The sequence below is a fragment of the Curtobacterium luteum genome, from assembly GCF_001475545.1.
GTDB lineage: Bacteria > Actinomycetota > Actinomycetes > Actinomycetales > Microbacteriaceae > Curtobacterium > Curtobacterium luteum_A.
Window position 1 is genome coordinate 1 of sequence record NZ_LDQC01000024.1, and the last position, 22,072, is coordinate 22,072.

The window sequence follows — 22,072 nt, forward strand, 5'->3', positions numbered from 1 at the left end:
AACCAAAGCCCGTTCGAACCCCGCAACGCCGTGGTTCGAACGGGCTTTGGTTGTGCGGCGCCGCCGCCGGCGCGCGGCAACCGCGCGGTCGGCGTGGGCGCTGCCGGCGCGCGGCGGCGCGGCCGAGCGCGGCGGCGCGGCCGCGCTGGGCGCCGCGCTGCGCCGCGCCGCGCCGCCGGGTCAGTCCTCGTCGCGGGCGCCGACGAGCTCGGGCGCGGTGAGCAGCCGCGGCTCGTCGTCGATCGTGGCGGGGTCGGCGATGACCTTCGACTCGTCGAGCAGGGACAGTCGCCGGGCACTCGGCAGCACCTGCCGTTCGAGCGACCCCACGAAGCGGTTGTAGTCGACGACGGTGCCGCGGATGGCCCGACCGAGCTTGTCCACGTGCCCCGCGAGCGTCGACAGGCGTCCGTAGAGCTCGCGCGAGACCCGGAAGAGCTCTCGGGCCTCGGCGGTGACGACGTCTTGCTGCCACGAGAACGCCACCGTCTTGAGCACCGACCACAGCGTCACGGGGGAGGCCAGCGCCACCCGCTTCCGGAAGGCGTGGTCGAGCAGCCCCGGGTCCGCCGCGAGCGCACTGGCGATGAGCGACTCCGACGGGATGAACGCCACGGTCAGCTCGGGTGAGGCGTCGTAGCCGGACCAGTACTCCCGCGCCGCGAGGGCGTCCACGTGCGCCCGGAGTGCCCGCACGTGCTGCTGCAGGAGCTGGTCGCGCCGGGCTCCCTCCGCCCCGGTGGCGGTCGCGGGGATCTCGGCCGCCTGCAGGTACGCGCTGAACGGCACCTTCGCGTCGACGGCGATGGTCTTGCCGCCGGGCAGGTGCACGACCATGTCCGGCCGCGCGGCCCCGGCGGACGTCGTGACCGAGGACTGCACGTCGAAGTCGACGCGTTCGAGGAGCCCGGCCGCCTCGACCACGTTCCGGAGCTGCGTCTCGCCCCAGACGCCGCGTGTGTTGTTCGACGACAGCGCGCTCGCGAGCGTGTCAGCGGTGGCGCGCAGACGTTCCTCGGACTCCGCCGCCGACCGCAGCTGCGCGGAGAGTGCCCCGTACTGTTCGCTCCGGGACTGCTCGAGCTCGGCGATCTTGGCGCGCATGACGTCGAGCGTCTGCGCGACCGGGCTCAGCGCGGAGAGGACCTTCGACTCGTTCTGGTTCCGCGCCGCATCGGCCCCGTGCATCCGCTGCACGAGGTGCTCGAGCTCCGCCGCCCGACGCTCGAGCGAGTCGACCTGCCGCCGGTACTGCGCGTCCTGCGCGTCGAGCCGTTCCTCGGCGTCGGCCCGGACGGTGTCGAGCTGCGCGCGCAGAGCGTCCGCCGTGGCGTGCGCGGCGGCGGCGTCGACACCGGCGCGCGAGCGGGCGAGCGCCCAGGCGACGACGGCACCGACGGCGAGGCCGATGACGAGACCGATGACCAGGGCGAGGATCTGCATGACGCGACCCTGGCAGGACCCACCGACACCGCGCCTCCAGGCAGGAGACCCCGCGACGGAAGGCTGCGAAGATCGCGCGTCAACTATGTAATGACATTAGGGCAAACGGGGTGTACAGTCGTGCTCGTCCGCCGATGAAGCCGCACGGAAGGTCCATCCCGTCGCATGACGAACGAAGCACCGCACGCCTACGACGTGATCACGATGGGACGCGTCAGCGTCGACGTCTACCCGCAGCAGACCGGCCCCCTCGAGGACGTCACCTCCTTCTCGAAGTCCGTCGGCGGCAGCGCCACGAACGTGGCCATCGCGGCAGCCCGTCACGGTGCGGACACCGCCGTCATCACGCGCACGGGCAACGACCCGTTCGGCCGCTACATCGCACGGACGCTGCCCGAGTTCGGCGTGGCGAACGACTTCGTCGAGACCGTCGAGGGGCTGAACACCCCCGTGGCGTTCTGCGAGATCTTCCCGCCGGACGACTTCCCGCTGTACTTCTACCGGGCCCCCAAGGCACCGGACCTGATGATCACGACGAAGTCCCTCCCGTTGCACGAGATCGAACGTGCCCGGGTGTTCTGGACGACCGTGACGGGGCTCAGCGAGGAGCCGAGCCGGAGTGCCCACCACGCTGCACTCGAAGCGCGGACCGCGTCGACGAGCGACACGAAGGCGCACACCGTCCTCGACCTCGACTACCGCTCGATGTTCTGGTCCACCCCCAGCGCCGCCACGCGTGAGGTCGCCGTCGCCCTCGAGCACGCCACCGTCGCCGTCGGCAACCGCGAGGAGTGCGAGGTCGCCGTCGGTGAGACGGACCCGGTGCGGGCGGCGGACGCCCTGCTCGAGCGCGGGGTCGAGATCGCGATCGTCAAGCAGGGACCGAGGGGCGTCCTGGCGAAGACCCGGGACGAGTTCGTCGAGTTCCGCCCGCACACCATCGACGTCGTGAACGGCCTCGGCTCGGGCGACGGCTTCGGGGGTGCGCTGACGCACGGGCTGCTGCAGGGCTGGAGTCTCGAGCGGATCCTCGCCTTCGCGAACGCCGCCGGCGCGATCGTCGCCACCCGCTTCGAGTGCTCCACGGCGATGCCGACGAGCGACGAGATCGAACGGTTCATCGCGTCGAACCCGGCCGAGAGCACCACGGGCACCACCGTGGACACCGCCGCCGCGGACACCGGACTGCACACCACCGCATCGCGCACCACCGCATCGCACACCGAGGAGACGGCCGATGCCTGAGCTCACCACCGATGACTTCCGGCGCCTGCGGGACGTCCGCGCTGCCCGGCCCGACGTCGTCCGGCAGACGCTGCACGCTCGTCGGAAGCGCGACCTGCTCGCCGAGGACGGCAAGCTGTTCATCGTCGCCGCCGACCACCCCGCCCGCGGTGCCCTCGCCGTCCGCGACGACGCGTCCGCGATGGCCGACCGGTACGACCTGCTCGAACGGCTGGCGACGGCGCTCGGGCGGCCCGGCGTCGACGGCGTGCTCGGGACACCCGACATCATCGAGGACCTCGCACTGCTCGGTGCCCTCGACGACAAGGTCGTCGTCGGTTCGATGAACCGCGGCGGCCTGCGCGGGGCGACCTTCGAGATGGACGACCGCTACACCGCCTACTCGGCACGCGCCATCAAGGACGACGGGCTCGACTTCGCCAAGCTCCTCGTCCGGATCGCGCTCGAGGACGCCGGCACCGCCCCGACCCTCGAGGCCACCGCCCGGGCGGTGAGCGAGGCGGCCGCCCTCCGACTGCCCATCATGCTCGAGCCGTTCATGTCCGCCTGGCGTGACGGCAAGGTCGTGAACGACCTCACCGCGGAGGCTGTCATCACGTCGATGGCGATCGCCGCGGGGCTGGGGGAGTCCAGCGCCTACAGCTGGCTGAAGATCCCCGTCGTCGACGACATGGAGCGCGTCATGGCCGCGACGACGCTCCCGACGCTGCTGCTCGGCGGCGACCCCGCGTCGCGTCCGGTGGAGACGTACGCGAAGTGGGCCGACGCACTCGCCCTCCCGGGGGTCCGCGGGCTCGTCGTCGGGCGCACCCTCCTCTACCCGCCGGACGGCGACGTCGCCGCCGCCGTCGACGTGGCAGCGGGGCTCGTCCACAGTGCGGACACGTCGGCGGGCGCCGACACGGCATCCGTCCACAGCCTGGAGGCCCGGGTCGGGTCGTCCACAGATCCTCGCGACCGCGACACGCGGCTCGCCGACGCCACCACCATGGACTCGTCCATCCCGGAAGGAAGCAACGCATGACCACGACGGAGCAGACCACCACGGAGCAGACCACCACGACGGTCGGGCACTGGATCGACGGGGCGCGCGTCGCCTCCACGTCGGGCAACACCGCTCCCGTCTTCGACCCGGCGCTCGGTGTCGCGACGAAGCAGGTCGCCCTCGCGAGCGAGGGCGAGATCCAGGCGGCCATCGCGAGTGCCAAGGCGGCGTTCCCGGCGTGGAGCAACCTGTCGCTGTCCAAGCGGCAGCAGATCCTGTTCGCGTTCCGGGAGATCCTCAACCGCGACAAGGCCGAGCTCGCCGAGATCATCACGAGCGAGCACGGCAAGGTCATCGACGACGCGCTCGGTGAGATCGCCCGTGGGCAGGAGGTCGTGGAGCTCGCGACGAACATCCCGTCGCTCATGAAGGGCGAATTCTCCGACCAGGTCTCGACCGGCATCGACGTGTACTCGATCCGGCAGCCGCTCGGCGTCGTCGGCATCATCTCGCCGTTCAACTTCCCGGCGATGGTGCCGCTGTGGTTCCTGCCGATCGCGATCGCGGCCGGCAACACCGTGGTGCTCAAGCCGAGCGAGAAGGACCCGTCGGCCGCGATCTGGCTGGCGTCGAAGTTCACGGAAGCGGGCCTGCCGGACGGCGTGTTCAACGTCCTCAACGGCGACAAGCTGTCGGTCGACGGGCTGCTGACGAGCCCGGACGTGGAGTCGATCTCGTTCGTCGGGTCGACCCCGATCGCGCAGTACGTGTACGAGACCGGGACGAAGCACGGCAAGCGCGTGCAGGCCCTCGGCGGCGCGAAGAACCACATGCTGGTGCTGCCGGATGCCGATCTCGACCTCGTCGCGGACAACGCCGTCAACGCCGGTTTCGGCTCCGCCGGTGAGCGGTGCATGGCGATCTCGGTCGTCGTCGCGGTCGAGCCTGTGGCGGACGAGCTCATCGAGAAGATCACGGAGCGTGCGGCGACGCTGCGGATCGGCGACGGGCGTCGTGGCTGCGACATGGGCCCGCTGGTGACGAAGCAGCACCGCGACAAGGTCGCCTCGTACATCGAGGTCGCCGAGCAGGACGGTGCGGTGGTCGTGGTGGACGGCCGCACCGTCCGACCCGACGGCGACGAGAACGGCTTCTGGCTCGGCCCGACGCTGATCGACAAGGTGCCGACCACGAGCCGGGTCTACACCGAGGAGATCTTCGGCCCGGTCCTCTCCGTCGTCCGCGTGCAGTCCTACGAGGAGGGCCTCGAGCTCATCAACTCAGGGGCGTTCGGCAACGGCACGGCGATCTTCACCAACGACGGCGGCGCTGCGCGTCGGTTCCAGCGCGACGTGCAGGTCGGCATGATCGGCATCAACGTCCCGATCCCGGTCCCGGTGGCCTACTACTCCTTCGGCGGGTGGAAGAACTCGCTGTTCGGCGACCACAAGGCGTACGGCACCGACGGCGTCTCCTTCTTCACCCGACAGAAGGCCGTCACCAGCCGGTGGCTCGACCCCTCGCACGGTGGTATCAACCTCGGCTTCCCGTCGAACGGCTGACGCACCCGATGACGAACGACAACTGGTTCATCCCCGCCGGCTCCCGCCCCGAGGCGGGCTGGACGGACGTGGTCGACGGGCGTGTCCCGGGGTGGGCGCACACCGGTCTGCGGACCGGCGCCCTCCGTGACGGGGGCGAGCTGCGCCTCCCTTCCGACGCCGTGGAACGCCTGATCGTGCCGCTCGCCGGCAGCTTCACCGTGTCGTACGACGGCACCACGCAGGTCCTCGACGGCCGTTCCGGTGTCTTCGAAGGACCGACGGACGTCCTGTACCTCGGGTCCGGGACCGCCGCGACGATCACCGGCTCCGGTCGTGTGGCCGTGGCGGAAGCACCCACCGACACCGTCAAGCCGAGCACCTACATCGCCCGGCAGGACGTCCCGGTGGAACTCCGCGGCGCCGGGCAGTCGAGCCGACAGGTGCACAACTTCGGCACCCCTGCAGCGCTCGACGCGGTCGAGTTCATCGTGTGCGAGGTGATCACCCCGGCCGGGAACTGGTCGTCGTACCCGCCGCACAAGCACGACACCACCGTGCCCGGCGCGGAGTCGAACCTCGAGGAGATCTACTACTACGAGGTCGCGGTCTCCCGTGGGCTCGTGGACAGCGCTCCCGAGTCGGCGGACCCGTTCGCCCTGCACCGGACGTACGCCTCGGACGATCGTGCGATCGACGAGTTCCGGCAGGTCCGCACCGGCGACATCGCCCTCGTGCCGTACGGCTGGCACGGTCCGGCCGTCGCGGCCCCGGGCTACGACATGTACTACCTCAACGTGATGGCCGGGCCCGACCCGGAGCGCGTCTGGAACATCACCGACGACCCGGCCCACGGCTGGGTCCGTCAGGCGTGGACCTCGGAGTCGATCGACCCGCGCCTGCCCTACGAGAAGGAGACCGTCCGATGACCACGCAGCGCCAGCCCGGCGAGACGCGTCGGATGACCGTCGGCCAGGCGCTCGTCGAGTTCCTGGCGAACCAGTGGACCGTCGACGGCGACGTCCGTGAGCGCACCATCCCCGGGATCTTCGGCATCTTCGGCCACGGCAACGTCGCCGGGCTCGGCCAGGCCATCAAGCAGCTCCACGTCGAGCAGCCCGGCCTGATGCCGTACCACCAGGCCCGCAACGAGCAGGCGATGGTGCACGAGGCTGTCGGGTACGCGCGCATGCACCGCCGCCGTGCGACCTTCGCGTCGACGGCGTCGGTCGGCCCGGGCGCCGCGAACATGCTCACCGCCGCGGCCCTCGCGACGACGAACCGGCTCCCGGCGCTGCTCCTGCCGTCGGACACCTTCGCCACCCGGACGACCGACCCGGTGCTCCAGCAGATCGAGATGCCGCACGACACCTCGTTGCAGGTCACCGACGCGTTCCGGCCGCTCTCCCGGTTCTTCGACCGGGTCGAACGACCCGAGCAGCTGTTCTCGATCGCCCTCGCCGCCATGCGCGTCCTGACCGACCCGGCCGAGACCGGTGCCGTGACGATCGCCCTGCCGGAGGACGTGCAGGCCGAGGCACTCGACGTCCCGGTGTCGTTCCTGCAACCGCGCGAGTGGCACATCCGCCGGCCGCTGCCCGAGCACGGCCCCCTTGCTCGTGCGGTGTCGGCGATCCGTGCGGCGAAGCGTCCGGTCATCGTCGCCGGCGGCGGCGTGCTGTACTCCGGCGCCGAGGACGAACTGGCTGCCTTCGTCGAGGCGACCGGGATCCCGGTCGGTACCTCCCAGGCCGGTGGCGGCTCGCTGGTCTGGGACCACCCGCAGTACCTCGGCGGGGTCGGGGCGACGGGCACCGCGGCCGCGAACGCCATCGCCGCGCAGGCCGACGTGGTGATCGGCATCGGCACGCGGTACAGCGACTTCACGACGGCGTCGCGGACGGCGTTCCAGGACCCGGACGTGACCTTCGTCAACGTCAACGTCGCTGCGTTCGACGCCTACAAGCACGGCACGCAGCTGCCGCTGATCGCGGACGCCCGGGAGGCACTGGTCGCCTTGACCGCGTCGCTCACGACCGACTCGTCCTACGCCGTCGACGCGGGCTACGCGGCCGAGACCGCGCAGCGGAAGCAGGAGTGGGACGCCGTGGTCGACGCCGCCTTCGCGCCGTCCGGGCTCGCGCTGCCCGGGCAGTCGGAGATCATCGGCGCGGTGCAGGCCGCGACCGACCCCCGCGACGTCGTCATCCAGGCCGCCGGTTCCCTACCGGGCGACCTCCACAAGCTCTGGAGGGTGCGGGACGCCCTCGGGTACCACGTCGAGTACGCGTTCTCGTGCATGGGCTACGAGATCGCCGGTGGCATCGGCGTGCGCCGTGGGGCACCGGACCGGGACGCCATCGTGATGGTCGGCGACGGCTCGTACCTCATGCTCCACACCGAACTCGTCACCGCGGTCGCCGAGGGCATCAAGATCGTCGTCGTCCTCGTCCAGAACAACGGGTACGCGTCGATCGGGCACCTGTCCGAGACCGTGGGGTCCGAGCGGTACGGCACGAAGTACCGCTACCGGGACGACACCGGATCGTTCGAGAACGACGAGGTGCTGCCCGTCGACCTGGCGGCGAACGCCCGCTCGTACGGCGTCGACGTGATCGAGGTCCAGCCCGGGCCGGACGCGATCGCCGACCTGACCGCGGCGGTGCGGCAGGCGAAGGCGAACGACCACACCACGCTCGTGCACGTGCACTCCGACCCGCTCGTCTACGCACCCGAGGGTGACGGCTGGTGGGACGTCCCGGTCGCTCAGACCTCGACGCTCCCGAGCACTCAGCAGGCCCGCACCGCGTACGAGCAGCAGGTCGCAGCCCAGCGGCCCCTCCTCGGCTGAACCACCCTCCACCCACGAAGGACGACGACGTCATGACCGACACCGCCACCGCCACCGATGCCATCCGCATCGGCACCGCCCCGGACTCCTGGGGCGTCTGGTTCCCCGACGACCCGGAGCAGGTGCCGTGGCAGCGCTTCCTCGACGAGGCCGCCGCCGCCGGGTACGAGTGGATCGAGCTCGGCCCCTACGGGTACCTGCCGACCGATCCGTCGCAGCTGTCCGACGAGCTCGAGTCCCGCGGGCTCAAGCTCTCGGCCGGCACCGTGTTCACGGGGTTCCACAAGGGCGACGACCAGTTCCAGCGGGCCTGGGACCAGGCGGTCGCGGTCGCCGGGCTCGCCTCGAAGCTCGGCGCGGAGCACCTCGTCACGATCCCTGACCTCTGGCGTTCCGACGCGACCAACGAGGTCCTGGAGTCCCGCACGCTGACCGACGAGCAGTGGGAGCGCCTGGGCAAGGGGCACGACCAGCTCGGCAAGGCGCTCCTCGAGGAGTTCGGCGTCCACCAGCAGTTCCACACGCACGCGGACAGCCACGTCGGCACGTACCGCGAGACCGTTCGCTTCCTCGAGGTCACCGACCCGCGGTACACGAACCTCTGCCTCGACACCGGGCACTTCGCCTACTACGGCGGCGACAACCTCCGGATGATCGCCGAGCACCCGGAGCGCATCGGCTACCTGCACCTCAAGCAGGTCGACACCGAGCTGCTGTTCGACGTGCTGAAGAACGACGTGCCGTTCGCCACCGCGGTCGCGCAGGGCATCATGACCGAGCCGCCGAACGGCACGCCCGAGCTCGCTCCGATCATCGAGGCCGTCGCGAAGATCAACCCGGACGTCTTCGGCATCGTCGAGCAGGACATGTACGGCTGCTCCGTCGACGCCCCCGGCCCGATCGCAGAGCGCACCTTCCAGCACATCTTCGGCTCCACCTCGGCCGCCCGGGTCTCGTAGCAGCGCCGTCCACCACCAGCCGTCCAACCAGGAGAACCCCATGAGCACCACCGAGAACCTCCGCGTCGCCGTCGTCGGTGCCGGCGCGATGGGCAGCGACCACGTCCGTCGCATCACGTCCACGATCGCCGGCGCCGACGTCGTCGCGATCATCGACCCGGACACGGCGCGCGCCACGGCCGCTGCCGAGATGGCACCCGGCGCGATCACCGCCGCGTCGTTCGAGGAAGCCCTCGACACGACACCGATCGACGCGGTCATCGTCGCGACGCCGGGGTTCCTGCACGAGCCGGTCCTCGTCCCGGCGATCGAGCGCGGGCTCGCCGTGCTGTGCGAGAAGCCCCTCACCACGAGCGCCGAGGACTCCCTCCGCATCGTCGAGCTCGAGCAGGCGCGCTCCGAGCGTCCGCGGATCCAGGTCGGGTTCATGCGTCGGTTCGACAAGGGCTACCAGGAGCTCAAGGCCCTCCGCGAGTCCGGTGCGAACGGTGCCCTGCTCGCCCTGCACCACGCGCACCGGAACCCGACGACGCCGCCGAACTTCAGCGAATCGATGCTCATCCACGATTCCGTGATCCACGAGATCGACATCATCCCGTTCCTCACAGGCGAGCCGATCGTGTCCGTCGAGGTGAAGAAGCCGCGGAGGAACTCGCTCGCACCGGCAGACCTGCCCGAGCCGCAGTTCGTGCTGTTCACCACGGAGTCGGGCACCATGGCGATCGTCGAGATCAGCGTCAACGCGCAGTTCGGGTACCAGGTCACGACCGACGCCGTGTTCGAGTCCGGGGTCGCGTACATCGGCCGGGAGACGACCATGAACGTCGTGTCGGCCGGGGTGTCCGGACAGGGCGTCACGCCGTCGTACATCGAGCGGTTCGGCGCGGCCTACGACGAAGAGGTCCAGCGCTGGGTCGACGCTGCACGGACCGGCGGGATCGACGGCCCGAGCGCGTGGGACGGCTACACGGCCTCCGTCGTGGCCGAGGTCGCGGTCCGTGCCCAGCAGACCGGCGCGCTGGAGCAGGTGACCTACGCCACCGCGAAGCCCGCGTTCTACGAGACCACCGCCGGTGCCACCGCCGGGGCGCTCGCCGGGGCCTGACGCATGCCGAAGATCGCCCTCGACCCGACGCCGTTCCACCACGACCTGTCGCTGCTCGAGCTCCCGAGGAAGGTCGCCGAGCTCGGCTACGAGTACCTGCAGCTGACGCCGCACGAGGACTTCATCCCGTTCTACACACACCCGAAGGCCGACGACGACCTCGTCGACGCGTTCGTGGCCGCGAGCCGTGACGCCGGTGTCCAGGTCGCCAGCGTGCTGCCGGTGCTCCGCTGGTCGGGACCCGACCGGGAGAGCCGCGAGGCAGCGGTCAAGAAGTGGAAGCGCGTCATCGAGATCACGAAGCGCCTCGGTGTGGACACCATCAACACGGAGTTCTCCGGACGCCCGGAGCGCGCCGAGGAGTCCGAGGACCAGTTCTACTGGGCGATGGAGGAGCTCCTGCCGATCATCGAGGCGTCGGACATCCGCGTGCTCATCGACCCGCACCCCGACGACTTCGTCGAGGACGGACTCGAGGCGCTCCGGGTGATCCGCGGGCTCAACTCGAAGCGCATCGGGTTCGCCTACGTCGCGTGCCACACGTTCCACTACGGCGGCAACATGGACGAGATCATCGACGCCGCCGGGGACTCCCTGCAGCTCATCCACGTCGCGGACACCTTCGACCACACCCGGTCGCACGGCCTGCGCTACATCTCGAACCCGCCCGGCAACACCGCGCGGGTGCACCAGCACCTCCCGGTCGGCCGGGGGGACGTCGACTTCGACGCGTTCTGGGCAGCACTCGCCCGGAACGGCTTCACCGACCGCGAGGACACGGTCGCCTGCTCGAGCGTCTTCGCCGAGGACGAGAACGCCGACGAGGTCTCGCAGTACCAGCTCGACGCGATCACGAAGGGACTCACCCGATGACCACCACACTCGACGCGACGGCCGACCGGACCGGCACCGACAGCCGCCCGGTGACCCTGCAGGCGGCGACCCAGACCCGGACCGCGCTGTGGAACGACTCTGCCGACCCGCGCGAGCTCTCCATCGCGATCCACGAGTTCGGCGCGGTCGGCGCGACCTGCAACCCCGTGATCGCTTTCACGTGCATCCAGCAGGACCCGGAGCGGTGGGTGCCGCGGATCCGCGAGATCGCGGCGGAGCACCCCACCGCGGGGGAGTCCTGGATCGGCTGGAAGGCGGTCGAGGAGCTCTCGATCGCCGCGGCCGAGCAGTTGCTGCCCGCGTTCCAGGCATCGGGCGGCCGCAACGGGCGGCTCAGCATGCAGACCGATCCGCGGCTGCACCGCGACCGGGACGCGCTCGTCGAGCAGGCCGTGCGGTTCTCCGGGCTCGCGCCGAACATCATCGTGAAGATCCCCGCGACGAAGACCGGCATCGCCGCGATCGAAGAGGCCGCCTACCGCGGTGTGTCGATCAACGCGACCGTGTCGTTCACGGTGCCGCAGGTCGTCGCGGTGGGGGAAGCGATCGAGCGTGCCCTCGACCGCCGGGCCGCCGACGGTCTGCCGGAGCAGGAGTTCGGCCACGTCGTCACGCTCATGGCCGGCCGCTTCGACGACTGGCTGAAGACCGTCGTGGGGCGCGACCACGTCATGGTCGACCCGGGCATCCTCGAGTGGGCCGGGGTCGCAGCGGTGAAGCACGCGTACCGGGTGTTCCAGGAGCGTGGCTTCCGCTCACGAGTACTCGTCGCGGCGTTCCGGAACCCGCTGCAGTGGTCCGAGTTCCAGGGTGGGGACCTCGTGGTCTCGCCGCCGTTCCAGTGGTCGAAGGACATCAACGACAACGCGTACCCGTGGCGTCCGGACGCGATCGACGACGAGGTGCCCGCGGAGGTCATCGCGGCGCTGCGTGCGGCGACACCCGAGTTCGCGCGCGGCTACGACGTCGACGGGATGACGATCGACGAGTTCGACCGCTTCGGCGCGACCGTGACGACGCTGCGGCAGTTCCTCGACGCCGACGCGAAACTCGACGCCCTCGTCCGCGACATCATCGTCCCAGCCGCGTGAGCACCGCCATCGACACCCTCGGCGTCGGGCTGGTCTCGGTCGGCTGGATGGGCCGACTGCACTCGCGCGCGTACCGGGCCCTCCCGGACCACTTCCCGGAGCTCGGCGTCCACCCGCGGCTCGTCGTCGCGGCCGACCCGATCGACGCAGCACGCGAACAGGCCACGACCCGGCTCGGCTACGAGCGTGCCGTCGCGGACTTCCACGAGGTCCTCGCCGACCCCGAGGTGGACGTCGTGTCGATCTGCGCGCCGAACTTCCTGCACCGCGAGGTCGCCGTCGCCGCGGCCGAAGCCGGGAAACCGTTCTGGATCGAGAAGCCGATGGGCCGGTACGCGAGCGACTCCCGCGCGATCCACGACGCCGTGCTGTCGGCCGGGGTCGTCACGAGCGTCGGCTTCAACTACCGGCACGCCCCGGCGATCCAGCGGGCGCGTGAACTCGTCCGCAGCGACCGCCTCGGGAGGATCACGAACGTCCGAGGGTCGCTCCTCGCGGACTACTCGTCCGACCCGGACGCACCGCTGACCTGGCGGTTCGAACGCGAGCGGGCAGGGTCCGGCGTCCTCGGCGACCTGCTCTCGCACGGGCTCGACCTCGCGCAGTACGTCGTCGGGCGGATCGCGAGCGTGACCGCCCTCGCCGAGACCTTCATCGAGACGCGGCCCCGCCCCGGGCACGGGATCGTCGATCGCTCGGCCGCTGCGAGCGGTGAGCACGCCCCGGTGGAGAACGAGGACTACGCCGCGCTCCTGTTCCGCTTCGAGGACGGTGCGGTCGGCGCGATGGACTCGAGCCGTGTGATGCGCGGACCCCACGCCGAGTACGCGCTCGAGGTCTACGGCACGAAGGGGTCCGTCCGCTGGGACTTCCAGCGCTTGAACGAGCTCGAGGTGTACCTCGACGGCCAGGAGGTCGACGGGTACGCCACCCACTTCGTCGCCCCCGGTGACGGTGAGTTCGCCCGCTTCCAGCCCGGGGCCGGCACGGCGATGGGATACGACGACCTGAAGACGATCGAGGCCGCGCAGTTCGTCGCGAGCGTGCGGCGCGGCGAGCAGCTCGCACCGTCGGTCGCAGACGGTCTCGCGACCGCGAGCATCGTCGAAGCGGCGGAGGCCTCGCTCCGAGACGGCGCGTGGCACGACGTCGCGCGCGTCGACGGGTCGCTGACGTACCCCGCGGCGACCCCCGTGCTGTAGACGCACCGACAGTCGGACCGGAGGCGCGGTGCAAGCTGGCACCGCGCCTCCAGTCGGCTGGATGCCCACTCACCCCCCTCACTCCCGCAACCAGGAGGCAGCATGCCGCTCGTCCGTGTCGACCTCGTCACCGGTCGCAGTCCAGAGCAGGTCCGATCGATCGCCGACGCGATCCACACCGCGATCGTCGATGAGTACGGCATCCCGGAGCGTGACCGCTTCCAGATCATCACGGAGCACCCGGCGCAGCAGATCATCGCCGAGGACGCCGGCCTCGGGTTCGACCGCACCGAGGGCGTCGTCATGATCCAGGTGTTCACCCAGGGTGGGCGTTCCGACGAGGCCAAGCAGTCGCTGTACGCCGCGGTCCACGACCGTCTCGCCGAGGTCGGGGTCGCGAGCGAGGACGTCTTCATCGGCTACGTCGAGAACGGCCCGCAGGACTGGTCGTTCGGCTTCGGCCGCGCGCAGTACGTCACGGGCGAGCTCGGCGTCCCCTCAGCGGACTGACGGGACGGATCGGCGGTCGGGCCGCGGTTCCGCGATCCCGAGCGCCTACTTGTCGACGAGCGTGACCTCGAACGAGTAGCGGTCCGGCCGGTAGCAGTGCACGCCGTACTCGACCGCCCGCCCGGACGCGTCGTAGGCCGTCCGGCTCATGGTCAGGACGGGGTCACCGTCCTCGATCTCGAGGAGTGACGCCTCGTCGTCGGTGACCGCACGGGCCCCGATCCGCTGCTTCGCGACCCGCATCGTCACCCCGCGCCCGCGGAGCAGCTGGTAGAGGCCGTGCGCCGCGAGGTCCTCGTCGGTGATGTCGCCGAACTCCGGCGGGAGGAAGTTCTCGAGGATCGCCATCGGCACGTCCTCGGCGAACCGGACCCGACGGATGTGCGGGACCACCGTGCCGGGTTCGACCCCGAGCGCCTCGGCCACCGCATCCGTCGCGGGCACGTCATCCCGGACGAGGAGCTTCGTCGTCGGCACCTGCGACCCCTGCGCGAGGTCGTCGTAGAGGCTCGTCAGCTCGACCTTGCGCGTGACCGGACCGTGCACGACCTGCGTGCCGATGCCGCGACGACGGACGAGCAGTCCCTTGTCGACGAGGTCCTGGATGGCGCGCCGGATCGTCGGCCGCGACAGCCCGAGGCGCTCACCGAGTGCGATCTCGTTCTCCAGCCGAGCACCGGGAGGCATCGCGCCGGAGCGGATGGCCTCCTCGATGCGCGACGCGACCTGGAAGTAGAGGGGCATCGGACCCGACCGGTCCAGGTCCATGAACAGGTCGGACGGCAGCTGGCCTTCGTTGGTCATCGGCGTCCTTCGGGGAGATCGAGCGCGGCACCGGTGCCGCCAGGGATTGTCGTGACAATACCACCGGGGCTGCCCGGGACCGGGGAAGCCGGCTCGCCGTCAGTCCGAGAAGACCATCGGCCGACGGGAGAGCCTCGGCTGCGGTGCGGCTGCCCGGGGCTTCTCCTCACGTGGGCGGACCGGCGCCACGTGCACGCGGGTGGCGGCGCCGAGGGCCTCGACCGAGTCGGCGCGGTGCAGCTCGGCGGCGTGCACGACGATCGCGGCGCAGGCCTCCGCGTCGGCCGCGGCGTCGTGGTGCGCGAAGCCGACGTGGCCAGCCGCGCGGGCGGCCATCGGCAGCCGGTACGAGTCGAGGGTGTAGGTCTTCCGTGCGACCTGCAGGGAGCACAGCGAGTGGTGCTCGGCGAGCGGCGTCCCGGTCGCGGCGCACCCGCCGGCGATGACCCCCATGTCGAAGCGGGCGTTGTGCGCGACCAGCACGTCACCGTCGGTGAAGGCCACGATGTCGGCGTACTGCTCCGCCCAGCCCTTGGCGCCGACGACGTCCGACGCGACGATGCCGTGGATGCGCGTGTTCCACTCGAGGAACGTGTCGTGCCCGACCGGCGGCTGGATGAACCACGAGGCCCGCTCGACCACCCGGCCGGCGCGGATCTTCACGAGGCCGACGGAGCACGCGCTCGCGGGGGAGCTGTTCGCGGTCTCGAAGTCGATCGCGGTGAAGTTCAACGGCACGGACCCGATCGTCGCACGGGGCTCCGACATCGGCCGGGCGCGACCTCGGCGTTGCGGCCGGCGGCCACGACGCCGATCCGCCCTCAGCCTCGCCGCAGCCCGTCGTCCACCCGCTCCAGCAGCGCCAGGGCCTCCGCGGTCCCGCGGTCGTCCTCGCCGAGCGCCCCACGGAGCTTCGTCACCCAGTGCGCGCGCAGTCGTCCGATGCTCGCTGCTGCGAGCTCCGTGGGGAGCAGCTGGACCGTGCGGGCATCGGACGGGTGCGGTCGTCGCTCGACCATCCCCTTGGCGACGAGGGAGCGGAGGGCAGCGCTGAGGTTGCTGCGCTGCAACCCTGTCGCCAGAGCGGTGGCGCTCGGGGAGGTGCCCGGGTTCCGGTCGACCCACCGCATGACGAGTGCCTCGGTGCCGGTGAGTGGTACGACGTCGACCGGGTCGCCGCCGTGCGGGTCGATCTCGCGCGAGATCCGCAGCACGACGTCGGCGAGCTCGGCGAGCTGGGCGTCGGACACCGTGGAGCGCATGGTCGTACTGTACCGATCCCGGCGCATCAGTTATTTTTTCATAACAATGACCACCGACACCGGCACCGTCCGCGCGCACACCGCGTCACCCTCGACCACGCGGCAGGGGATCACCGCCGCGCTCCTGCTCGTCCTCGGCCTGCTCAGTGCCGTCGCCCCGTTCGCCACCGACCTCTACCTGCCGGCGTTCCCGCGCATGACGACCGACCTCGGGGCGAGCGCCACCGCCGTCCAGCTCACCCTCACCGCGTTCCTCGTCGGCGTCACCGCCGGCCAGCTGGTCTTCGGCCCGCTGTCGGACCGCTTCGGCCGCGTCCCACCGCTCGTCGCCGGTGCCGCCCTGTGCGTGCTCGCGAGCGTCGCCGCGGTGTTCGCGCCGACCATCGGCGTCCTCATCGTCGCCCGCCTGCTGCAGGGCCTCGGCGGTGCGGCCGGCATGGTGATCAGCCGCGCGGTGATCTCCGACCTCGCCACCGGCAAGGCGGCGGCCCGCGCGTTCTCGCTCATGATGATCGTCGGCGGCGTGGCACCCGTCGTGGCACCGCTGCTCGGCGGTCTCCTCACCGGCCCGATCGGCTGGCGCGGCCTGCTCTCGATCGTCCTCGGGCTCGCGGTCGTCATGCTCGTCGCCGTCCTCGCCGTCGTCCGTGAGACCCACGTCCGCGAACGCCGCGACGCGCTCCGGGCGGAACGCCAGGGGTCCGGAGCGGGCCTGCGCACGCTGCGCTCCCGTGCCTTCCTCGCCAACACCGCCGTCTTCGGCTTCGCGTTCGCCGTGATGATGGCCTACATCTCCGCGTCGCCGTTCCTCTACCAGGACATGATCGGCTTCGGCACCGTCGGCTACGGCCTCGCGTTCGGGCTGAACGCCCTCGCGCTCATGGGTGTCAGCATCCTGTCCGCGAAACTCACCGCGACGCGGTCGGTCGCGGGCGTCCTCGGCCTCGGGATCCTGCTCGTGCTGGCGTCGACCGTCGCGTTCGCGGTCCTCGTGTCGGTCGAGGCGCCGGCCGTCTGGCTCGCCGTCCCGCTGTTCACCGCGGTCGGTTCGCTCGGCCTCGTGCTCGGCAACGCCACCGCGCTGGCCCTCGGTGCCGTGCCCGCCGCCGCGGGCAGCGCGTCGGCCGTCCTCGGTGCGCTGCAGTTCGGACTCGCGGCGCTCGTGTCCCCGCTCGTCAGCATCGGCGGTTCGACCACGGCGGTCCCACTCGCGGTCGTGATGCTGGTGGCCGCCGTGATCGCCCTGGTTGCCCTGCTCGTCGGCCGGAGCGCCAGGGCCTGAGTCGCGCGGCGCCGGGCCGTCGCAGTGGCTGGCCCGGCCGCCCCTGGGCAGCGACCCGACCGTCGGGCGCGTGGCGCGCCTCCAGGCCGGTTCCGTGACGCGGATGGCCACCCGACGATCCGGACTGGAGGCACGGGTCGGCTCCGGCGAGCAGCCGCCGGTAGGCTGTCCTCCCGTGGCTCTCACCATCGGAATCGTCGGTCTCCCGAACGTCGGCAAGTCGACCCTGTTCAACGCCCTGACCAAGAACCAGGTCCTCGCCGCGAACTACCCGTTCGCGACGATCGAACCGAACGTCGGCGTGGTGAACCTGCCCGACCCGCGGCTCGACCAGCTCGCCGAACTCTTCCACTCCGAGAAGACCGTCCCGGCGCCCGTGTCGTTCGTCGACATCGCCGGCATCGTCAAGGGTGCGAGCGAGGGGGAGGGCCTCGGCAACAAGTTCCTCGCGAACATCCGCGAGGCCGACGCCATCGCGCAGGTCGTCCGCGGCTTCGCCGACGACGACGTCGTGCACGTGGCGAACAAGGTGTCTCCGAAGGACGACCTGGAGGTCATCAACACCGAGCTGATCCTCGCCGACCTCGAGACCATCGAGAAGGCCCTGCCACGCTACGAGAAGACCGTGAAGCTCAAGCAGGCCGAGCCGATCGTGCTCGAGACCGCTCGTGAGGCGAAGGCGGCACTCGAGCAGGGGACGCTGCTGTCCGCGACCTCGATCGACCTCACGCCGATCGCCGAACTCGGGCTGCTCTCCGCGAAGCCCTTCATCTTCGTGTTCAACGTCGACGAGTCGATCCTCACCGACGAGTCGCGCAAGGCCGAGCTGTCCGCGCTCGTCGCTCCCGCGCAGGCCGTGTTCCTCGACGCGAAGATCGAGTCGGAGCTCATCGACCTCGACCCGTCGGACGCTGCGGAACTGCTCGAGTCCACGGGGCAGACCGAGTCCGGGCTCGACCAGCTCGCCCGCATCGGGTTCGACACCCTCGGGCTGCAGACCTACCTGACGGCCGGGCCGAAGGAGTCGCGGGCGTGGACGATCGGCAAGGGCTGGAAGGCGCCCCAGGCTGCCGGGGTCATCCACACCGACTTCGAGAAGGGCTTCATCAAGGCCGAGGTCATCTCGTTCGAGGACCTCATGGAGGCCGGCTCGATCGCCGAGGCCCGTGCGCACGGCAAGGCGCGGATCGAGGGCAAGGACTACGTCATGCAGGACGGCGACGTGGTGGAGTTCCGCTTCAACAACTGAAGTCTGGCCGTTCGCAGCGATGTCACCGCGGGGGAGTACGTGGACGAGGAACGCACATCGAGATCGCGGAAGCGCTTCCCGCTCGCGATGCAGCAGTGGAGCAGGTTCGTTGGGACGATCACTCCGCAACTCGGCGAACTCCTGACCGTCGGGCTCCTCAACGAAGCCGGTGTGGAGGTCGAGTACGTCGGGGGACGGCGCGACGTCGACCTCCAATGTGAACTTGAGGGGAGGCAGTTCACCGTCGAGGTCAAGACCGGATGGTGGCACGACGACCGCACGGTCATAGCTCATTCACCTCTTCGGCCCACCCAAGTCGGGGAGCTCGTCGCGATCGTCGGCCGATTCTCCGTCGAGGCTGGCTCTCCGACTCTGCTCGAGATCGGTCCTCACGAGCTCGTGGTGGATCCCGACGTGTTCTTCTACCTGATACCCGCTCCTGCGTTGCGTTCCGCATCGGTCGTCGACGGTCGTTCGGTCGGACGCGCTCTCCTCCAGGAGCGGCACGCACGAGCGTACGAGGTGCATGTCGCGGCTGGGCTCGAGCGCGGACAGCTCCTGGCAGCCCTGGCTGCGGCGGGTTCGTGATCGGAACGTCCGTCCGGTCCGGACTGCTCGATCAGAGCTGACGCGCAGATCCGTCGACCGTTCCCCGACCGTCCAGTGCCCCAGCGGGAAGGTCTTCAGCGAAAGAGGACCTGACAAGGTTCAGGAACTCGCTCGAACGAGGGTCCACCGTCGCTTCGAGGCGCACGGCGTTCCGTGCGACGTACCTCGGTGGAGCGTCGAGCGTCACGACCACGCCCTCGCGGCGATCGTCATCGACGAGTGCGTAGTCCTCGCCGGTGAACCAGCCTCTGATGCCGATCGACCAGTCCTCTGAGAATGTCAGAGCGGTGAAGAAGCGGCCTGCGGGACCGGTGCCGATCGGGATGTCGGGGTACGGTGCACGCTCGAACGACGTCAACCGGGCAACGACGAAAGCGTCCGTGGAACGGAGGAAGTACCAGACCGTGTCGACGAGACCGGCGCACTCGCTCGCGTTCGGGGCTCCTCGGTCTTGGTGCTCGACGGCGTTCCGGATCCGTCTGAGCCGTTCGAGAACGAGGGGCCGTACTAGACCGAGCCGTTCGAGGATGGTCAGGGTACCGGTCTGTCGGCTCCATCCGAGTGTCTTCCGCAGGGCAGGAAGCCGGTACGCGTCGTGCAGCGTCCGCATTCGGACATCAACGGCATTGTGAAGCTTCTGCACGACGGTGCCGAGGACGACGTCATCAGGGTCAACACTGTCGAGGATGTCCGCTGCTACGGCCCAGTGCCGGTAGGGGCGCGCAGCCGCGGTCTCGTCGAGCGTTGTGGAACTCAATCCCTCGTTGGGCCACGACTCCCAAACCGGCGTCAGCACCAGGCGCGAGCCAGCCGTGAGGAGAGAACCGTCCGTCTGCGTCGCGTGCGGACTCAAGTCGGCCTGAGCTGGATCGTCGAGGCCTTCGTTCATCACCCGGCGACCTCGTGCATGTTCTGCGCCTGCCAGCCCTCGGGCACGGTGTTCCGGTACGCAGCCAGGGCAGCGTCGTAGTTCGCCCCCGTCGCTTCGTGCGGCCGGAGCGCTGTCGAGCGGGCGACCGCCTTGACGGTGGACTCGCCCGTCGCTTTGCTCGTCACGGTGCCCACCTGGAGCAGCTGGAACCCGTCGAGGTCGAGCGCCGCGATCGCTGCTTCGCGGGCCTCGCCGATGGTGTCGCCGCTGCCCTCTGCCTCGCGGGTCTCGGTGGATCGCAGGGTGCCTCGCAGTGTCGTCACCCCTCCAGTATGGAACGCTCGGGCCCCCGTTCTGGACGATGCTCGTGGTCGGCGGGCTCGGCCATGATGGGCGCATGACGAACGCACAGGCGGGTTGGTACGACGACGGTTCCGGGACCATGCGATGGTGGGACGGCTCAGCGTGGACGGAGCAGGTGCAGCCTCCGGCGGCGCCCGCTCCGGGGATCGGCGGGGTGATCGGACGCATCCAGGCGGAGGCGTCCGCCGGGGGGCAGGCACGCCCGGCGCCGACGGGGATGAGCTACGTCGTGCTGCAGGTCGTGCTGAAGGAGAAGTTCTTCGGTACCGGGTCGGGCAACCTCACCGAGCTCGAGCGGTCGATCAACGCGCAGGCGGCGCTCGGCTACCGTCTGCACACGATCACGACGTCGTCCTCGGGCAGCACCGGCTTCGGCGGGGGAGACCGCATCCAGGCGACGATGGTGTTCGAGAAGCTGGTCTGAGGGGTGGCTGCGCACGAGCACGTCGGTGTGTACGGCGCGTGGTTGCAGGACGGTCGGCTGGTGACGGTCGAGAAGTCCCGCGGGCCGTACACAGGGTGGCTCGACCTGCCCGGTGGTACGCCCGAGCCGGGGGAGAGCGAGCTCGACACGCTCCTCCGTGAGCTGACGGAGGAGTGCGGGGTCACGGTCGCCGCGGTGCTCGCCTGGTCCGACTTCGACGTCCCCGTCGACCGCGCGAGCGACGGCACGACGATCGACTTCCGGCACCGGGGCCGGATTGCCCTCGTTTCGGCCGACGGCCCGGTCACGCCGGTCGAGGGTGTCGAGGACGTCGCACGGGTCGTGCTCCTGGCACCTGGCGATCCTCGCCCGGTGACGCCGGCGGTCTCGTTGGCGTGGCGCTCGCTGGCACAGCAGCGCTAGGTTGACGCTGACCACCGAACCACCGGGAGGGACCATGTCGTACGTCGTCGACTTCGTGAACGTGTCCACCGTCGGGCTCGAGTCCTCGCCCGTGGCGGACGCGCTCGCGGGCCTCCGCGCGAACGAGGCCAGGTACTTCGGGAACAAGTAGGACCTCGCGTTCACGACCGAGCCCGCGGCCGACGTGCCGGACCTCGTCGAGTACGTCGCCCGGGTCCTGCGGGAGCGGGACATCGAGATCGCTTCGACGCCGCTCGAAGCGACGGAGTTCGAGGTCGAGGGCGTTCGGTGGACCTACGTCTTCTACGAGTCCGGTCTGTCGATCAACGTCCTCTACACGCTCGAGCCGGGCGGCAAGCGCGCAGTCGGGTTCAAGCTGTCGGACGGGATGGAGGTGCCGGAGGAACTCGCGGAGAAGTTCAAGTTCGTGCGTCAGCGCTCGAAGCTCGCGGGGACGATCCGCGGCTCGTACTTCGTGATCAAGGGCGAGTACTGACTGCTGCCCGCGTGACATCACCGTTGACAGCGCCTCCGGCTTCGAGCCCGCGGGACACGTCAGCGGGCCGGTCGCGGCGCCGCGTGTCGTCCGCGTACGATCAGCGGCAGTGGCGGCAGACGCCCTCGAGGAACAGGACGCTCAACGTCCGCTCCACCGGACCCACGCCTGCACTTGCGCGCGGGCACCTTCGAGCGACGAGTGTGCACCGCGGATCGAGCGGTCGGGCGATGAGACGACGTACTGCCGCGCACGGGTGACCTCGCACAACGGGTCAGCGCCGAACGACACCTTCCAGTGGTCCTCGGCGTCCCTGACCCACTCCAGACGGTTCGGCATCTCGGCTCCCTGTTCCGCCGCGTCGGTGCCGCGGTCGTGAAACGGACAGTAGACCCGGACCCCGTGAGGTCGGGGTACATTCTGGCCCGCAAGCGCGGATCTCCGCTGCAGTCCTGGGTCCCGT

23 protein-coding genes and 1 pseudogene are annotated in these 22,072 nt (G+C 70.4%); 17 read left to right on the forward strand and 7 right to left on the reverse strand.

The window, feature by feature from the left end; genetic code table 11:
• Positions 1–180: 180 nt before the first annotated feature.
• Entirely contained in the window at positions 181–1,443 is a 1,263-nt protein-coding gene (locus NS184_RS04230; protein WP_058724893.1) for a DNA recombination protein RmuC, read from the reverse strand.
• 165 nt (positions 1,444–1,608) lie between these two features.
• On the opposite strand from NS184_RS04230, the gene iolC reads away from it, so the two are divergent.
• The 11 genes from iolC (at position 1,609) to NS184_RS04285 (ending at position 13,826) form a co-directional block, all read left to right on the forward strand.
• Complete coding sequence (gene iolC / locus NS184_RS04235; protein ID WP_242862967.1) at positions 1,609–2,688, forward strand: 5-dehydro-2-deoxygluconokinase; 1,080 nt, start codon at positions 1,609–1,611, stop codon at positions 2,686–2,688.
• Positions 2,681–3,712 carry a class I fructose-bisphosphate aldolase gene (locus NS184_RS04240; RefSeq protein ID WP_058724894.1) on the forward strand — a complete coding sequence of 344 codons (1,032 nt, stop codon included), beginning with the start codon at positions 2,681–2,683 and terminating at the stop codon, positions 3,710–3,712. The genes iolC and NS184_RS04240 overlap by 8 nt, the downstream gene beginning before the upstream one ends.
• Positions 3,709–5,235 (forward strand): CoA-acylating methylmalonate-semialdehyde dehydrogenase, encoded by a 1,527-nt coding sequence (locus NS184_RS04245; protein WP_058724895.1) that lies wholly within the window; start codon positions 3,709–3,711, stop codon positions 5,233–5,235. The genes NS184_RS04240 and NS184_RS04245 overlap by 4 nt, the downstream gene beginning before the upstream one ends.
• Before the next feature lie 8 nt (positions 5,236–5,243).
• Positions 5,244–6,143, forward strand: coding sequence for a 5-deoxy-glucuronate isomerase (iolB, locus tag NS184_RS04250; RefSeq protein ID WP_058724896.1), 900 nt, complete (start codon positions 5,244–5,246; stop codon positions 6,141–6,143).
• Positions 6,140–8,065: a 3D-(3,5/4)-trihydroxycyclohexane-1,2-dione acylhydrolase (decyclizing) gene (iolD, locus tag NS184_RS04255; protein ID WP_058724897.1), complete on the forward strand. Its 1,926-nt coding sequence runs from the start codon at positions 6,140–6,142 to the stop codon at positions 8,063–8,065. Before iolB ends, iolD begins: the two co-directional genes overlap by 4 nt.
• Positions 8,066–8,097: 32 nt before the next feature.
• The gene (locus NS184_RS04260) at positions 8,098–9,024 is read left to right on the forward strand and encodes a sugar phosphate isomerase/epimerase family protein (protein WP_058724898.1); all 927 of its coding nucleotides are present in this window, start codon (positions 8,098–8,100) and stop codon (positions 9,022–9,024) included.
• Positions 9,025–9,064: 40 nt separating this feature from the next.
• A complete protein-coding gene (locus NS184_RS04265) occupies positions 9,065–10,129 on the forward strand; it encodes a Gfo/Idh/MocA family protein (protein ID WP_058724899.1) in 1,065 nt (354 codons plus the stop codon).
• A gap of 3 nt (positions 10,130–10,132) precedes the next feature.
• Positions 10,133–11,002, forward strand: a complete 870-nt coding sequence (locus NS184_RS04270) for a sugar phosphate isomerase/epimerase family protein (protein WP_058724900.1) — start codon at positions 10,133–10,135, stop codon at positions 11,000–11,002.
• Entirely contained in the window at positions 10,999–12,114 is a 1,116-nt protein-coding gene (locus NS184_RS04275) for a transaldolase family protein (protein WP_058724901.1), read from the forward strand. The genes NS184_RS04270 and NS184_RS04275 overlap by 4 nt, the downstream gene beginning before the upstream one ends.
• Positions 12,111–13,316: a Gfo/Idh/MocA family protein gene (locus NS184_RS04280; protein ID WP_275935018.1), complete on the forward strand. Its 1,206-nt coding sequence runs from the start codon at positions 12,111–12,113 to the stop codon at positions 13,314–13,316. Before NS184_RS04275 ends, NS184_RS04280 begins: the two co-directional genes overlap by 4 nt.
• A 102-nt stretch (positions 13,317–13,418) precedes the next feature.
• Positions 13,419–13,826 (forward strand): tautomerase family protein, encoded by a 408-nt coding sequence (locus NS184_RS04285; RefSeq protein WP_058724902.1) that lies wholly within the window; start codon positions 13,419–13,421, stop codon positions 13,824–13,826.
• A gap of 45 nt (positions 13,827–13,871) precedes the next feature.
• Here NS184_RS04285 and NS184_RS04290 read toward each other — a convergent pair whose 3' ends face one another.
• The 3 genes from NS184_RS04290 to NS184_RS04300 form a co-directional block, all read right to left on the reverse strand.
• Positions 13,872–14,630 carry a GntR family transcriptional regulator gene (locus NS184_RS04290; RefSeq protein WP_058724903.1) on the reverse strand — a complete coding sequence of 253 codons (759 nt, stop codon included), beginning with the start codon at positions 14,628–14,630 and terminating at the stop codon, positions 13,872–13,874.
• A gap of 99 nt (positions 14,631–14,729) precedes the next feature.
• Positions 14,730–15,368: an exonuclease domain-containing protein gene (locus NS184_RS04295; protein ID WP_083513447.1), complete on the reverse strand. Its 639-nt coding sequence runs from the start codon at positions 15,366–15,368 to the stop codon at positions 14,730–14,732.
• An 83-nt stretch (positions 15,369–15,451) separates the two neighbouring features.
• Entirely contained in the window at positions 15,452–15,892 is a 441-nt protein-coding gene (locus tag NS184_RS04300) for a MarR family winged helix-turn-helix transcriptional regulator (RefSeq protein WP_242862968.1), read from the reverse strand.
• Here NS184_RS04300 and NS184_RS04305 point away from each other — a divergent pair.
• The 3 genes from NS184_RS04305 to NS184_RS04315 all read left to right on the forward strand — a co-directional run bounded on the left by NS184_RS04305 (position 15,891) and on the right by NS184_RS04315 (position 19,011).
• Entirely contained in the window at positions 15,891–17,174 is a 1,284-nt protein-coding gene (locus NS184_RS04305; protein WP_242862969.1) for a multidrug effflux MFS transporter, read from the forward strand. The genes NS184_RS04300 and NS184_RS04305 overlap by 2 nt on opposite strands.
• A 175-nt stretch (positions 17,175–17,349) precedes the next feature.
• Positions 17,350–18,423, forward strand: coding sequence for a redox-regulated ATPase YchF (gene ychF / locus NS184_RS04310; RefSeq protein WP_058724906.1), 1,074 nt, complete (start codon positions 17,350–17,352; stop codon positions 18,421–18,423).
• A 39-nt stretch (positions 18,424–18,462) separates the two neighbouring features.
• Entirely contained in the window at positions 18,463–19,011 is a 549-nt protein-coding gene (locus tag NS184_RS04315) for a hypothetical protein (RefSeq protein ID WP_152998052.1), read from the forward strand.
• A 31-nt stretch (positions 19,012–19,042) separates the two neighbouring features.
• On the opposite strand, the gene NS184_RS04320 is transcribed toward NS184_RS04315, so the two are convergent.
• Positions 19,043–19,921 (reverse strand): hypothetical protein, encoded by an 879-nt coding sequence (locus NS184_RS04320; RefSeq protein ID WP_058724908.1) that lies wholly within the window; start codon positions 19,919–19,921, stop codon positions 19,043–19,045.
• Entirely contained in the window at positions 19,921–20,226 is a 306-nt protein-coding gene (locus NS184_RS04325; RefSeq protein ID WP_058724909.1) for a hypothetical protein, read from the reverse strand. The genes NS184_RS04320 and NS184_RS04325 overlap by 1 nt, the downstream gene beginning before the upstream one ends.
• A 74-nt stretch (positions 20,227–20,300) precedes the next feature.
• On the opposite strand from NS184_RS04325, the gene NS184_RS17310 reads away from it, so the two are divergent.
• The 3 genes and pseudogenes from NS184_RS17310 to NS184_RS04340 all read left to right on the forward strand — a co-directional run bounded on the left by NS184_RS17310 (position 20,301) and on the right by NS184_RS04340 (position 21,609).
• The gene (locus NS184_RS17310) at positions 20,301–20,690 is read left to right on the forward strand and encodes a DUF2510 domain-containing protein (RefSeq protein ID WP_083513445.1); all 390 of its coding nucleotides are present in this window, start codon (positions 20,301–20,303) and stop codon (positions 20,688–20,690) included.
• A 3-nt stretch (positions 20,691–20,693) separates the two neighbouring features.
• Positions 20,694–21,113 (forward strand): NUDIX domain-containing protein, encoded by a 420-nt coding sequence (locus NS184_RS04335; protein WP_058724910.1) that lies wholly within the window; start codon positions 20,694–20,696, stop codon positions 21,111–21,113.
• A gap of 34 nt (positions 21,114–21,147) precedes the next feature.
• A pseudogene (locus tag NS184_RS04340) lies at positions 21,148–21,609 on the forward strand (phage tail protein).
• Positions 21,610–21,750: 141 nt separating this feature from the next.
• On the opposite strand, the gene NS184_RS04345 reads toward NS184_RS04340, so the two are convergent.
• Positions 21,751–21,948 (reverse strand): hypothetical protein, encoded by a 198-nt coding sequence (locus NS184_RS04345; protein ID WP_058724911.1) that lies wholly within the window; start codon positions 21,946–21,948, stop codon positions 21,751–21,753.
• Positions 21,949–22,072 lie beyond the last annotated feature (124 nt).

Bases quoted from the DNA above. Each gene is read 5' to 3' on its own strand.
- NS184_RS04230 (WP_058724893.1), bottom strand. From the start codon at position 1,443: ATGCAGATCCTCGCCCTGGTCATCGGTCTCGTCATCGGCCTCGCCGTC.
- iolC (WP_242862967.1), top strand. From the start codon at position 1,609: ATGACGAACGAAGCACCGCACGCCTACGACGTGATCACGATGGGACGC.
- NS184_RS04240 (WP_058724894.1), top strand. From the start codon at position 2,681: ATGCCTGAGCTCACCACCGATGACTTCCGGCGCCTGCGGGACGTCCGC.
- NS184_RS04245 (WP_058724895.1), top strand. From the start codon at position 3,709: ATGACCACGACGGAGCAGACCACCACGGAGCAGACCACCACGACGGTC.
- iolB (WP_058724896.1), top strand. From the start codon at position 5,244: ATGACGAACGACAACTGGTTCATCCCCGCCGGCTCCCGCCCCGAGGCG.
- iolD (WP_058724897.1), top strand. From the start codon at position 6,140: ATGACCACGCAGCGCCAGCCCGGCGAGACGCGTCGGATGACCGTCGGC.
- NS184_RS04260 (WP_058724898.1), top strand. From the start codon at position 8,098: ATGACCGACACCGCCACCGCCACCGATGCCATCCGCATCGGCACCGCC.
- NS184_RS04265 (WP_058724899.1), top strand. From the start codon at position 9,065: ATGAGCACCACCGAGAACCTCCGCGTCGCCGTCGTCGGTGCCGGCGCG.
- NS184_RS04270 (WP_058724900.1), top strand. From the start codon at position 10,133: ATGCCGAAGATCGCCCTCGACCCGACGCCGTTCCACCACGACCTGTCG.
- NS184_RS04275 (WP_058724901.1), top strand. From the start codon at position 10,999: ATGACCACCACACTCGACGCGACGGCCGACCGGACCGGCACCGACAGC.
- NS184_RS04285 (WP_058724902.1), top strand. From the start codon at position 13,419: ATGCCGCTCGTCCGTGTCGACCTCGTCACCGGTCGCAGTCCAGAGCAG.
- NS184_RS04290 (WP_058724903.1), bottom strand. From the start codon at position 14,630: ATGACCAACGAAGGCCAGCTGCCGTCCGACCTGTTCATGGACCTGGAC.
- NS184_RS04305 (WP_242862969.1), top strand. From the start codon at position 15,891: ATGGTCGTACTGTACCGATCCCGGCGCATCAGTTATTTTTTCATAACA.
- NS184_RS04300 (WP_242862968.1), bottom strand. From the start codon at position 15,892: ATGCGCTCCACGGTGTCCGACGCCCAGCTCGCCGAGCTCGCCGACGTC.
- NS184_RS04320 (WP_058724908.1), bottom strand. From the start codon at position 19,921: ATGAACGAAGGCCTCGACGATCCAGCTCAGGCCGACTTGAGTCCGCAC.
- NS184_RS17310 (WP_083513445.1), top strand. From the start codon at position 20,301: ATGACGAACGCACAGGCGGGTTGGTACGACGACGGTTCCGGGACCATG.
- NS184_RS04345 (WP_058724911.1), bottom strand. From the start codon at position 21,948: ATGCCGAACCGTCTGGAGTGGGTCAGGGACGCCGAGGACCACTGGAAG.